Origin of the sequence: Amycolatopsis decaplanina DSM 44594 (genome assembly GCF_000342005.1) — a bacterium.
GTDB classification, from domain to species: domain Bacteria; phylum Actinomycetota; class Actinomycetes; order Mycobacteriales; family Pseudonocardiaceae; genus Amycolatopsis; species Amycolatopsis decaplanina.
Genome location: NZ_AOHO01000062.1, coordinates 1 through 12,911, shown reverse-complemented (window position 1 = coordinate 12,911; position 12,911 = coordinate 1). Strand labels below are relative to the sequence as shown.

Annotated in this window: 10 protein-coding genes; 6 read left to right on the top strand and 4 right to left on the bottom strand. The window is 67.3% G+C overall.

Going from position 1 to position 12,911, the window contains the following annotated elements:
• Position 1: 1 nt before the first annotated feature.
• From H074_RS21620 to H074_RS21610, 3 genes are all read right to left on the bottom strand, one after another.
• Entirely contained in the window at positions 2–1,018 is a 1,017-nt protein-coding gene (locus H074_RS21620) for an ABC transporter substrate-binding protein (RefSeq protein ID WP_051071975.1), read from the bottom strand.
• Positions 1,019–1,050: 32 nt separating this feature from the next.
• Positions 1,051–2,064: a LacI family DNA-binding transcriptional regulator gene (locus H074_RS21615; RefSeq protein WP_007032191.1), complete on the bottom strand. Its 1,014-nt coding sequence runs from the start codon at positions 2,062–2,064 to the stop codon at positions 1,051–1,053.
• A gap of 108 nt (positions 2,065–2,172) precedes the next feature.
• A complete protein-coding gene (locus H074_RS21610; protein ID WP_007032190.1) occupies positions 2,173–3,219 on the bottom strand; it encodes a LacI family DNA-binding transcriptional regulator in 1,047 nt (348 codons plus the stop codon).
• A gap of 183 nt (positions 3,220–3,402) precedes the next feature.
• Between H074_RS21610 and H074_RS21605 the strand changes: the two genes are divergently transcribed.
• The 4 genes from H074_RS21605 to H074_RS21590 are packed head-to-tail and all read left to right on the top strand — an operon-like array spanning position 3,403 to position 7,945.
• Positions 3,403–4,701 (top strand): ABC transporter substrate-binding protein, encoded by a 1,299-nt coding sequence (locus H074_RS21605; RefSeq protein ID WP_007032189.1) that lies wholly within the window; start codon positions 3,403–3,405, stop codon positions 4,699–4,701.
• Positions 4,702–4,704: 3 nt separating this feature from the next.
• Positions 4,705–5,685 carry a carbohydrate ABC transporter permease gene (locus H074_RS21600; RefSeq protein WP_007032188.1) on the top strand — a complete coding sequence of 327 codons (981 nt, stop codon included), beginning with the start codon at positions 4,705–4,707 and terminating at the stop codon, positions 5,683–5,685.
• Positions 5,682–6,539: a carbohydrate ABC transporter permease gene (locus tag H074_RS21595; RefSeq protein ID WP_007032187.1), complete on the top strand. Its 858-nt coding sequence runs from the start codon at positions 5,682–5,684 to the stop codon at positions 6,537–6,539. The genes H074_RS21600 and H074_RS21595 overlap by 4 nt, the downstream gene beginning before the upstream one ends.
• Positions 6,536–7,945 carry a GH1 family beta-glucosidase gene (locus tag H074_RS21590; RefSeq protein WP_039923098.1) on the top strand — a complete coding sequence of 470 codons (1,410 nt, stop codon included), beginning with the start codon at positions 6,536–6,538 and terminating at the stop codon, positions 7,943–7,945. The genes H074_RS21595 and H074_RS21590 overlap by 4 nt, the downstream gene beginning before the upstream one ends.
• Before the next feature lie 51 nt (positions 7,946–7,996).
• Here the strand turns inward: H074_RS21590 and H074_RS21585 are convergent, their stop codons facing one another.
• Complete coding sequence (locus tag H074_RS21585) at positions 7,997–9,298, bottom strand: hypothetical protein (RefSeq protein WP_051071974.1); 1,302 nt, start codon at positions 9,296–9,298, stop codon at positions 7,997–7,999.
• Between the two features lie 393 nt (positions 9,299–9,691).
• Between H074_RS21585 and abc-f the strand changes: the two genes are divergently transcribed.
• Entirely contained in the window at positions 9,692–11,311 is a 1,620-nt protein-coding gene (gene abc-f / locus H074_RS21580) for a ribosomal protection-like ABC-F family protein (RefSeq protein WP_007032184.1), read from the top strand.
• Between the two features lie 377 nt (positions 11,312–11,688).
• Positions 11,689–12,911 (top strand): HNH endonuclease signature motif containing protein (locus H074_RS21575; RefSeq protein WP_007032183.1); only part of this gene is annotated, 1,223 nt, incomplete at its 3' end.

Here is a 12,911-nt window from a genome sequence, read left to right as displayed (position 1 = left end):
CTCAGTACTGACGTTGCGGCAGCGCGGCCTTCGCGGCCGCCTGGTCGAATTCGGTCTCGGTGGTCTCGATGCGCGGGGGCACCTGCTCACCGGCGGCGACCTTCTTCACCAGATCCATCAGCTGCGGGCCGAGCAGCGGGTTGCATTCGACGACGTGGTTGATCTTGCCGTCGGCCAGTGCCTGCAGGGCGTCGCGGACACCGTCGACCGAGACGATCTTGATGTCCTTGCCGGGCACCTTCCCTGCCGCCTCGATCGCCTCGATGGCGCCAAGGGCCATGTCGTCGTTGTGCGCGTACAGCACGTCGATCTTGGGCTGCGACTTGAGGAAGGCCTCCATGACCTCCTTGCCCTTGGCACGGGTGAACTCACCGGTCTGCGACGCGACGACCTTGAACTTCGGGTTCGACGCGATGACGTCGGCGAAGCCCTTCTTGCGGTCGTTCGCCGGTGCGGAACCGGTGGTGCCCTGCAGTTCGACGATGCTGACGTCACCCGTGGCCGAGCCGAATTCCTTGGCCAGCCACTCGCCCGCCTTCTTGCCCTCGGCGACGAAGTCCGAACCGAGGAAGGTCTTGTACAGCGTCTTGTCCGCCGAGTCGACGGCCCGGTCGGTCAGGATCACCGGGATGTTCGCCGTCTTCGCCTCCTTGAGCACGGTGTCCCAGCCGGACTCCACGACCGGCGAGAAGGCGATCACCTTGACCTTCTGCTGGATGTAGGACCGGATCGCGGCGATCTGGTTCTCCTGCTTCTGCTGCGCGTCGGAGAACTTCAGCTCGATCCCGGCGGCCTTCGCGGACTCCTGGATCGACTTGGTGTTCGCCGTCCGCCAGCCGCTTTCCGCGCCCACCTGGGCGAAGCCGAGGGTGAGGGCGCCGCCGCCACTCGTTCCGCCGCCACCGCCGCACGCGGTGAGCAGGAGCAGCCCGGCCACTCCGGCCACGATCGCCGTCCACGGTTTTCTTGCCACATCGACTCCTAGATCCGCGCTGATCAGTTGAGTTAGCGTTAACATTCCCGCCTTGAGCCCTGGAAACGGCTCCGGCGCTACGAAAGTCCGGTGCTCTCCCGCACGATCAGTTCGGGGATCACCAGGTCGCGGTCTCGATCCTCACCGCCGTTCATCCGGCGGCGGAGCAGGTCGAACGTGCGCCTGCCGACTTCGACGAAGTCCTGGCGCACCGTCGTCAGCGGCGGTGTGTAGTAAGCCGCCTCGGGAACGTCGTCGAAACCGACGATCCGCATCTCCCCCGGCACGTTCACTCCGGCCTCGGTGCAGGCACGGAGGAAACCGAGGGCCATCTGGTCGTTGGCCACGAACACCGCGTCCAGCCCCTTTTCGCCGACGAGGGATCGCCCCGCCGCGTACCCGGAACGCGCACTCCAATCACCACGCACGACGGGCGGGATCCGCGCGCCGTGCCGCCGCAGGGTCTCGCGCCAGCCACGTTCGCGGTCGAGCGCCTCGAGCCAGTCTTCGGGTCCGGCCACGTGCCAGACGGTCTCGTGCCCGAGGCCGAGGAGGTGTTCGGTCGCCCGGCGCGCGCCGTCGTACTGGTCGACCGAGATCACCGGGACCGGCGCCTTTTCACCACCGCCGACCGCGACGAGCGGCACGTCGCTGGGTGCCGCCTCCAGCGCTCGTGCGGCGGTGACATGCGGCGCGATCACGACGATGCCCTCGACCGCCTGACGCCGCAGGCGCTCCACCGCGTCGGCGATGGACGACCGGCCCGGACGGCTGATGCTGGTTATGGTCGTCGCGTAGCCGGCTTCACGGGCGGCGTGCTCGATTCCGCTCAAAGTGCTCGCCGGGCCGTAGAGGTTGGCCTCCAGCGCGACCACGCCGAGCGTGCCCGAGCGACCGGTGACCAGCGCGCGGGCGACCGAGTTCGGCCGGTAGTCCAGCTGCTCGATGGCGGCGTTGACGCGGACCCGCGTCTCTGCGCGGACCGGCCCGGTGCCGTTGATGACCCGGGAGACCGTCATATGCGAAACCCCCGCGAGCGCGGCCACGTCGGTGAGACTGGCCTGCTTGCTCTCGGTGGTTTCGCGTGCCATCGCCTGTCTCCCAATGCCGGTACCGTGTGACGAGTGCCGCAAGTGTTAGCGATAACACGAGCCGGGTCAAGCGCTCCCCGAGTCACAGTCGGGTCACGGAGCCCGGGCTCAGCTGGAGGCGCGATGCGTGAGCGAGACCGGCAAGATCCGCTGGCGGGGCTTGAGATCCCGGTCGTCCATTACCGCGAGCAGGGTCTCGACCATCGCGTGGACCTGTTCCCGCGGATCCTGGTGGACCGATGTCAGCGGCGGGTCCATCTCCGGCGCGAGTGTCGCGTTGTCGTCGAAGCTGACGACGGCGACGTCCGACGGGATCCGCCGTCCGGCGGCATGCAGGGTGCGAAGCGCGCCGAGAGCCATCATGTCGCTGGCCACGAAGACGGCGTCGAGGTCCGGGCGCCGCGCGAGCAGGTTCGACATCGCCTTCGCCCCGCCGGTCAGGGTGAAGTCGCCTTCCTCCATCAGGTCCGCCGGGTCGAGTCCGGCGTCGAGGAGGGTTTTGCGCCAGCCCGAGAGCCGGTCGATCGCCGCGCTCTGGTCCTGCGGGCCCGCGATCGTGGCGATCCGCCGGTGGCCGGCCTCGACGAGATGCGCGACAGCGAGCTTCGCGCCGCCTTCGTTGTCGAAGTCGACGACGTGCACACCGCGTTTGAGCCCGGCCGCCTGCCCGCCGTACACCACCGGGATCCTCAGCTGCCGCAACGCCTTGGGCAACGGATCGGTCCGGTGCGGCGCGAAGACGAGCACGCCGTCGACGTGCCCGCCGTCCAGGAACCGGACCGTGCGTTCGAGGTCCTCGCGGGTGTCACTGAAGATCAAGACCATCTGGCAGCCGATGTCGGCGAGTTCGCGATAACCCGCCCGCATGACCGCGGTGCGGTACGGATCGTCGAGCAGCCGCGCCTCGGGTTCCGACAGCACGACCGCGACCGCGCCGGTCCGCTTGGTCACCAGCGATCTCGCCGCCTGGTTCGGGGAATAGCCGAGTTCGCGGGCCGCGGCCTGGACCTTCTCGCGGGAGCGCGCGCTGACGTAGCCGTCGTCGTTCAGCGCCCGGGACGCCGTCGACCGGCTGACCCCGGCGGACGCGGCGACGTCTTCCAGCGTCGGCCTGCCGTCTTCCCCTGGTCGAGGCCCCACCCGCGCCACCTTCACTCTTCAGCTCCATCCGGACATCGACAGCTTAGTGTCCGGCGGGCGACGACACTGAGAGCGCTCCCCTGTCGGAAACACGTTCATTACGAGCCCTTGACATGATCTCGCCCCGGGGGACAAACTCTGCGCATTCCTGGGAGCGCTCCCAGTTTCTCCTTCACCCCATCAGCAAGGGACAAAGACGTGAGAAGGATCCGGAACGGCCTGGTGCTGGCACTGGGTATCACGATGACGTTCGGCCTGGCGGCGTGCGGCGGTGACGACGGCGGCACACCCGCCGCGTCGGACCCGAACGCGAAGGTCGAGCTGTCGCTGGCCACGTTCACCGAGTTCGGCTACGAGGAGCTCATCCCCGAGTACGAACGACTGCACCCGAACGTGAAGATCACCCATCGCAAGACCGGCCAGGGCGGGCCGTACCACCAGGACCTGATCACGAAACTGGCCGCGGGTTCCGGCCTCGCCGATGTCACCGCCGTCGAGGAAGGCCATCTGTCGAACGTCCTCGACAAGGGCTCGAAGTTCAACGACCTGCCCAAGATCGGTCCGGCCGAGGCCTCCCCCGACCGCTGGCTCGGCTGGAAGTACGACGCGGCGAAGACCAAGGACGGCAAGGTCATCGGCTACGGGACGGACATCGGCCCGCTGGCCATGTGCTACCGCAAGGACATGCTCGAAGCGGCGGGAATGCCGTCCGATCCCGAAGCGGTCAAACCGTTGTTCGCGACCTGGGACAGCTACTTCGCGGCGGGCGACCAGTACGTCGCCAAGACCGGTGGGAAGGCGTGGTTCGACTCGGCCGCGCAGAACTTCAACGCCATGGTCAACCAGCTCCCCACCGGCTACATCGGCAACGACGACAAGCTCGCGGTGGAGTCGAACCAGGGCATCAAGGACGCCTGGACCAAGGTGACCGGCGCTGTCGCGAAAGGACAGTCGGCCAAGCTGACCGCGTTCAGCAACGAGTGGAACAGCGGGTTCAAGCAGGGCGCCTTCGCCACGAAGGTGTGCCCCGCCTGGATGCTCGGCGTGATCGAGGAGCACTCCGGCCCGGAGAACGCCGGCAAATGGGCGGTCACCGCGGCCTTCCCCGGTGGAGGCGGGAACTGGGGCGGCTCGTACCTGACCGTGCCCACGCAGTCGAAGCACCCGAAGGAGGCGGCCGAACTCGCCGCCTGGCTGACCGCGCCCGAGCAGCAGATCAAGGCGTTCAAGGCGAAGGGCACCTTCCCCAGCCAGGTCAAGGCACTCGAAGATCAGGCGCTGCTGAGCGAGACCGACGCCTACTTCGGCGGCGCCAAGATCGGCCAGTTGTTCGCCGAGCAGGCCAAGAAGGTCGCCAAACCGCAGTACAAGGGCCCCGGTGACGGCCAGATCCAAGAGAACGCGTCGAGTCCGGCGCTGCAGGCCGTCGAACAGGGCAAGTCGGCGGACGAAGGCTGGACACAGCTGCTCGACGCCGCGAAGAAGATCACGCGCTGACCGATGACCGTCGTCGACAAGATCGCGCCGGACGAGGAGAAGGCCGGGGTGCGCACGTCGCCCCGGCCCACCCTCCGCCACCGGCTGAGCCGGTGGGACGTCAAGGTCTCGCCCTACCTCTACATCGCCCCGTTCTTCATCGTGTTCGGGATCGTCGGGTTGTTCCCGCTGCTCTACACGGCGTACGTGTCCCTGTTCAGCTGGGAGGCGGGCGATGACGATCCGGCCTTCATCGGGCTGGACAACTTCAAGGAACTGTTCGCCGACACGCAGTTCTGGAACGCGCTCGAGAACACCGTCAGCATCTTCCTGCTCTCCAGCGTCCCGCAGCTGATCATCGCGGTGCTCCTGGCGGCGTTGCTCAGCGCCAGGCTGCGCGGGGCGACCGGCTGGCGCGTCGGCGTCCTGCTCCCCTACGCCGCCAGCCTGGTGGCGCTCGGGATCATCTTCGCGAACCTGTTCGGGCCGAAGTACGGCCTGGTCAACGGCCTGTTGCAGACCATCGGACTCGACCCGGTCGATTGGCAGGCGGGCCGGTTCAGCAGCCACGTCGCGATCGCGATCATGGTGAACTGGCGCTGGACCGGGTACAACGCGCTGATCGTGCTGGCGGCGATGCAGGCCATTCCGAAGGAGCTGCACGAGGCCGCCCTCATCGACGGCGCCGGTACCGCACGCCGGTTCTTCAGCATCACGCTTCCCTTGCTGAAGCCGACGCTGATCTTCGTCACGATCACTTCGACGATCGGCGGGCTGCAGATCTTCACCGAGCCCAAGCTGTTCGACGCCATGCCGGGCTCGAACAACGGCGGCTCGTCCAACCAGTTCCAGACCGTGACGCTGTACCTGTACCAAACGGCTTTCGAGAACTACGAACTCGGCTACGCCTCGGCGATCGCGTGGGTGCTGTTCGTGATCATCGTGCTGATCGCGCTGGTGAACTTCTTCCTCACCGGCAGGCTCACGGCGGTGAAAAAGAAATGACCACACTCCAAAATGGACTCAAGCGAGGCGTTTCGGCGCTGGGCAAACCGCGCCGGGCGACCTACGTCGTGCTCACGATCTTCGTGCTGGGCTCGCTCTTCCCGTTCTACTGGTCGTTCCTGGTGGCGAGCCGGGACAGCGGGATGCTCACCGAGCGGGTCCCGCCCTTCCTTCCTGGAGGGAACTTCTTCGCCAACGCGGCCAGGGTGTTCGACACTGTGCCGTTCTGGAAGGCGCTCGCGAACAGCCTGATCGTGTCCGGCACGGTCACGCTCACCACGGTGCTGTTCTCGGCGCTGGCCGGGTTCGCGTTCGCCAAACTGCGGTTCCGCGGCCGGAACGGGTTGTTCGTGTTCATCGTCATCACCCTCGCGGTCCCGACCCAGCTCGGCATCATCCCGCTGTTCATGGCCATGTCGGAGTTCGGCTGGGCGGGCGGGTTGCAGTCGGTGATCGTGCCCAACCTGGTGACCGCGTTCGGCGTCTTCTGGATGCGGCAGTACACGGTGGACGCCGTACCGTACGAACTGATCGAGGCGGCACGTGTCGACGGCTGCAGCATGATCCGGGTCTTCTGGAACGTCTGCCTGCCCGCGGTCCGCCCGGCGGCGGCGATCCTGGCGATGTTCACGTTCATGACGTCGTGGAACGACTTCCTCTGGCCACTCGTCGTGCTGGACGCCGGCAACCCCACCGTGCAGCTGGCGCTGGAGAAGCTGCAGAGCGGCTACTACGTCGACTACTCGCTGGTGCTGGCCGGGACCACTCTGGCCACCATCCCGATCCTCATCGTCTTCCTCCTTCTCGGCCGCCAGATCGTGGCCGGGATCATGCAAGGTGCCGTGAAAGGGTGACCATGTCCGCTCATCCCGACAGTGTCCGGGCGAAGACCGCGCTGCTGTTCCCGCCCGGATTCGTGTGGGGCGCCGCCACCGCGGCCTTCCAGGTCGAAGGGGCGACGGCCGCCGACGGCCGGACCGACTCGATCTGGGACGTCTTCGCCCGACGTCCCGGCGCCATCGTCGGCGGCGACACCGGGGAGCCGGGCGCCGATCATTACCGGCGCTACGCCGAAGACGTCGACCTGATGCGACGGCTCGGGCTCGGCGCGTACCGGTTCTCCTTGTCGTGGCCGAGGATCCGGCCCGACGGCGGTACCCCGAATCCTCGGGGGCTGGCGTTCTACGACAGACTCGTCGACAAGATTCTCGATGCCGGAATCGAGCCCTGGGCGACGCTGTATCACTGGGATCTCCCCCAGACACTCGAAGACGAGGGCGGCTGGGCCACGCGCGAAACCGCCTTCCGGTTCGCCGAGTACGCCGAAACGGTCGTGGCGCGCTTGGGCGACCGGGTCCCACGCTGGTCCACACTGAACGAGCCGTGGTGCGCCGCGATGCTGGGCTACGCGCGCGGGATCCACGCTCCCGGCAGACAGGAACCCCGCGCCGCCGTCGCGGCCGCGCACCATCTGCTGCTGGGGCACGGGCTCGCGATGGACGTCCTGCGGCGGCACGCGCCTGCCGCGTCGTCAGGGATCACGCTGAACCTGTATCCGGTGTCGGCGGTCGACCCCTCGTCCACCGTGGACGCCGAGGCGGCGCGCCGGATCGACGGCCTGCAGAACCGGCTGTTCCTGGACCCGGTGCTCCGCGGCTCCTACCCCGAGGACCTGCTGACCGACCTGGCTCCGCTCGGCATCGAAGAGCTCTTGCTCGACGGCGATCTCGCGACCATCGCCGCTCCGATCGATTGGCTGGGCATCAACTACTACCGCGGCTACCAGGTCGCGGGCACCCCGCTGCCCGGCAGTGAACCGGCGGGCGCCGACTGGCTCGGCTCCCCCGACGTCCATTTCGTCCCCGACGAGGCGGCCCCGCGCACCGACTCGGGCTGGGAGGTCCAGCCCTCCCGGCTCACCGAATGCCTCCTGCGAGTGCATCGTGAGTACCGGCCGATCCCGTTGTACATCACCGAAAACGGCGCATCCTATCCGGACGCCCTGATCGGCGGGGACGTCGCGGACACCGACCGGATCGCCTTTCTCGACTCGCATCTGCGCGCAGCGTACGAAGCGATCAAGGCGGGCGTCGACCTACGCGGTTACTTCTATTGGTCACTGCTCGACAACTTCGAGTGGGCCGAGGGGTACGCCAAGCGCTTCGGACTCGTGCACGTCGACTACGCGACCCAACGGCGGACGCCGAAGCGAAGCGCGCTCTGGTATGCCCGGGCGATCAGCCTGAACGGGCTGAGCTGACGGCAAGGGTCGTTCAGGACATCTTCGTCCCGAACGACCCTTGCCTCACGGCTACCGGCGGATGACCGCGGCCCGTTCGGCGATGGCCCTCTGGTCAGGGCCATGGACCTCGGCGGTCCGGAAATCGTTGACGCAGCCGGGTACGTCCGCCGGGGAAACACAGTTGTCAGGCAGGTTGCCGCTCACCGCGGCCCCGTTCACCAGGGTGACGCGTGCGTTGAGCGTGTGGATGCCGCCACCGGATGCCGGACTCGGATAGGAGCCTGCCCCGGGCTCGCCCGCGGCGTTGTCACCGACCTTCACCTGGTCGAGCGTGAGGCTGTCGTCGAACACGCCGAGTCCGCCGCCACGGCCTCCATAGCCGGAGTACCCGGAGTAGCCGCCCGGCCCTGCGACACCGGCGTCACCGCCTCGGCCCGCCTGGTTGCCCGTGACGGTGGTGCCGGTGAACGCGGGATTCAGCAGCACCCCCTGACTCGACGACATGAACACGCCGCCTGCCACACCACCGCTGCCGCCGTCCCCGGCTCCGCCGCCCTCGGCGCCGCCCGTACCGCCCTTGCCGCCGCTCCCGGCGCTGTTGCCGGTGACGCTGCCACCGGTGATCCGCAGGACGGTGCCGCTGACAACGTCCACACCCGCGCCGAAACCGGCGGAACCGCCTCGGCCGCCCGGTTTGGCAGCCACACCGTTTCCGCCCGGGCCACCGGCGCCGGTGGCGTTACCGATGATCGAGGTGCGGGTGATCGTCAGTGTGATCTGCGAGGACGAGTACGAGGAGATGCCACCGCCGAAACCTCCGCCGCCCCCGCGACCGGCAGTGGTGGTGGCGGTCGCGTCGGCGCCAGGAGCACCCGAGCCCGAGGTGTTGCCGCTGATGACACTGTCGGTGATGGTCAACGGGCCCCAGTTCTCGATACCGCCACCGGACCCGCCCGGGTTCGCGTCTCCATAGGAGTTGGTGCCGACACCGTCAGGAGCGTGGCCGCCGGCGATCGTGACTTCGTTGAGCGTCAGGTCGCCCCAATTGGAAATGATCCGGAACCGGGGCGCGTCCTTGGCGCGTTCGATGGTGGCGTGGTTGCCGTCGACGGTGAGCTTTCCCTGAATGGACGGCAGTCCGGCTTTCCAAGTGGCATCGGCGACCGCCGTGAGCGTGTAGACGCAGTTCGCCGCCAGGGACAGTGTGTCCGGCTCGGAGGTGGCGTTTGCCGCGCTGACGGCCTGCACCAGCGCGGCGGGGTCACAGGGAACGGTGATTTCGGTGGCTTGCGCCGGTGGAGCGACCAGGGCGAACGTCCCCAACGCGGTGACCGTGGTCGCGACTCGTCTTCGGACTTCAGTGTTCGACACCGTCGAAAACCTCTCAGTTCAAGGAATCGGGGAGGACAATCAAGAACATTAGAAGTGCCACCTTCACCCCTCAATGAATATGATCCCGAACACAGGATTACCGGTCACCGGGAATCGTTGTGAACGAACGAATATGAACCGGAATTCGCGGCTTGCCGACCTCACGCCGAGGGATTGCGGTGGCCGTGCTCCGGCAGGTTTTGTTATCGTGGGTGCGGACCTGATCAACGAACAGGAAGACCAGACGTGGCAGGTGAAGACGACATCTCCGGGTGAGCCGGAGTTGGCAGGCCACCGGCGCTGACGCCGACGTGGCCAGTTTGTCGTCCCCTCAAGCCACGTCCACCGCGGCGCAGCCTTGATGCGCCCACTGTCTTTCACGAGGTCATTTCCATGTCAGACGCCTTCGTCGTCGTGTCCGCCCTGTCCTTCGCCTGGCCGGATGACACCCCGGTCTTCGACGACCTGTCCTTCACCGTGCCCGGCGGCCGCACCGGCCTGGTCGCGCCGAACGGGGCGGGCAAGAGCACGCTCCTCAAACTGATCGCCGGCGAGCTGCGGCCGGCGTCCGGCTCTGTCTCCTCCCAGGGAGTCCTCGGTTATCTGCCACAGTCGCTGCCGCTCACCGCCGACCTGAACGTGGCCGAGGTGCTGGGCATCGCGCCGCAGCTCGCGGCGCTGAGCGCCATCGAGTCCGGCGACGCGAGCGACGAGCACTTCACCACCATCGGAAACGACTGGGACATCGAGGAACGCACCCGCGCGCAGCTCGACCGGCTGGGCCTCGACGGCATTTCGCTGGACCGGAACCTGCGCACGCTGAGCGGCGGACAGATCATCTCCCTCGGCCTGGCCGCGCAGTTACTGAAACGCCCCGACATCCTGCTGCTGGACGAACCGACCAACAACCTCGACCTCGACGCCCGCCGCAAGCTCTACGGGGTGCTCGAAGACTGGTCCGGTTGCCTGCTGCTGGTGAGCCACGATCGGGAACTGCTCGACCGGATGGACCGGATCGCCGAACTCGACCGCGGCGATCTTCGGTACCACGGCGGGAACTTCACCCAATACGAAGCGGCGGTCAAGGCCGAGCAAGAGGTCGCCGAACGCAACGTCCGGAGCGCCGAACAAGAGGTCAAACGCGAGAAACGGGAGATGCAGCAGGCCCGGGAGCGGGCGGCGCGGCGCGCGGGCAACGCGGCCCGCAACCTCGGCAACGCCTGCCTGCCGAAGATCTTCGCCGGCACCATGAAACGCAACGCCCAGGAGTCCGCGGGCAAGGCGAACGAGACGCACGCCGCCCGGGTCAGCGACGCGAAAAACCGCCTCGACGAGGCCGAACGCTCCCTTCGCGACGACCAGAAGATCGCGCTGATCCTGCCGGGCACCAACGTCCCCGCCGGGCGCACGATGTTCCACGGCGAGCACATCCAGGTCCGCTACGGCGAACGGAACGTCTTCGCGGGCGAAGGGATCGACCTGACGATCCGCGGCCCTGAGCGGATCGCGCTGACCGGCGGAAACGGTACCGGGAAGTCGACGCTCCTGCGGGTGCTCAACGGAGACCTTTCGCCTGACGGCGGCGTGGTGAAGCGGGCCGAGGGCCGGATCGCCTATCTCTCCCAACGGCTGGATCTCCTGGACCTCGACCGGACCATCGCCGAGAACTTCGCCGCGTTCGCCCCGAGCCTCCCCGAGTCGCAACGAATGACCCTGCTCGCCCGCTTCCTGTTCCGAGGCGCGCGAAGCCGGCTCCCCGTCGGCGTACTGTCCGGGGGTGAACGCCTGCGGGCCACCCTGGCCTGCGTCCTGTTCGCCGAACCCGCGCCGCAACTGCTCCTGCTGGACGAGCCGACCAACAATCTCGACCTGGTCAGCGTCGGGCAACTGGAAAGCGCGTTGGGGGCGTATCAGGGCGCTTTCATGGTCGTGAGCCACGATGAGCGGTTCTTGAGGGAGGTCAAGGTGGATCGGCGAGTGCGGTTGACCGACGGGGTGCTTGTGGAGTCCTGAGGTTTCGGTTCGGCCGCCGGGTGTCGTGAGTGGCATGGACGGTTCCAGCGGACCCGTATTCGCAGACCCACTGACACTCCTCACTCGGCTGCTCACCCGTTGATCAAGCTCCGAGGCCAGAACCATCTCAACGACGATGTGGGAATCGGGACACCGGACGCCCCCGTTCCCACATCGTCAACCTAGGCACCCGATGAACCGTCGCCTTCGTGCCGGCCAGACACAGGTAGGGAAATACGAGTCCGCTCTGACCGTCCATACCGCTCACGAGAGTCACGATGCCCGCCACCCTAATCACCCTTCAGTGGTAAATGCGCTGTTTCATTGTTGCTTAAAATTACGAACACGCGTTCGATTTGTTCGGGTATTCTGGAGCGGTGTCCGAGACCTTTCTTCCCGAGTTGCCGCAGGAGTTGTGGCGTGCCGGCAAGCTGGAGCTTGCCCGTGGCGTGCAGCAGTCCTTGCAGGTGATCCGGACGGCCACCGCCGGGTTGGGGCAGTATCTGGCGGAGATCGAGTCTCGGGGCGTCAAAGACTTGTACGGCTATGGCAGCACGGCCAACTGGTTCGCGGATGTGGCGGGGTTGTCGCTTGGTGAGGCACGTCCGGTGGTGAAGCGGGCGATCGCGCTGAACCCCACCCGCGCGTTGGACGGCACCGAAGTTCCGGCGGTTGCTCCCGCGACCGCCGCGGTGGCCGCCGAGGGCATGGTCGGGAATGAGCGGATCGACCAGATCCTGGAGATCCTGACGAAGCTCCCAGCCGACACCTCCGCCGAGGATCGGGCGAGTGCGGAGAAGATTCTGGCTGATCTGGCTCGTGATGCGGGTCCCCGACAGCTCGCCGAAGCCGAAGCAAACCTCCTCGCCTGGCTGGATCCCGACGGCAACGAACCCAAGGAACCTGAGCCCAAGGAACCGCGCCGGGAAATCACCCTGGAACGCCGCAAAGACGGCTTCTGGAAACTCAACGGCCTGCTCGACGACGAGACTGGTGCCCGCACGGCGGCCGCTCTCGAGGCGTACGCCCAGCCGCGGCCGGTGGATGAGTTCGGCCAAGCCGATCTGCGGATGAAGTGCGAACGCCTGGGCGACGCCTGGGTCGATCTCCTCGATCTGGCGATCGCCTGCCCCGACCAGCCCGGCACCAGCGGCTACCGCACCCTGATCCAGGTCACCATCGGGCTTGAGGAGTTGAAGTCCGGCCTCGGTACGGCGTGCCTCGATTTCGTCGGGACGATGACCGCCCGGGAAGCCCGCCTCGCCGCCTGCGACTGCCTCATGCTCCCCGTCGTGATGAGCGCCGCGGGTGAGCCTCTCGACGTGGGACGACTCAGACGGTTCGTCACCCCCGGCCAGAGACGGGCCCTGAACATCCGAGACGGCGGCTGCGCCTTCCCCGGCTGCCACCGCAAACCCAAGCACTGCCACGCCCACCACATTCACCACTGGGCAGACGGCGGACCCACCGACCTCCGCAACCTCGTCCTGCTCTGCGGCTTCCACCACCGCCTGATCCACCACGGCGACTGGGAAGTCCGCATGGCCACCGACGGGCTACCCGAGTTCATCCCACCCCAATACCGGGATCCGCTCCGAAA

What these genes read in the sequence shown, in the direction of transcription:
- H074_RS21620 (WP_051071975.1), bottom strand. Translation starts at nt 1,018, where the DNA reads ATGTTAACGCTAACTCAACTGATCAGCGCGGATCTAGGAGTCGATGTG.
- H074_RS21615 (WP_007032191.1), bottom strand. Translation starts at nt 2,064, where the DNA reads ATGGCACGCGAAACCACCGAGAGCAAGCAGGCCAGTCTCACCGACGTG.
- H074_RS21600 (WP_007032188.1), top strand. Translation starts at nt 4,705, where the DNA reads ATGACCGTCGTCGACAAGATCGCGCCGGACGAGGAGAAGGCCGGGGTG.
- H074_RS21595 (WP_007032187.1), top strand. Translation starts at nt 5,682, where the DNA reads ATGACCACACTCCAAAATGGACTCAAGCGAGGCGTTTCGGCGCTGGGC.
- abc-f (WP_007032184.1), top strand. Translation starts at nt 9,692, where the DNA reads ATGTCAGACGCCTTCGTCGTCGTGTCCGCCCTGTCCTTCGCCTGGCCG.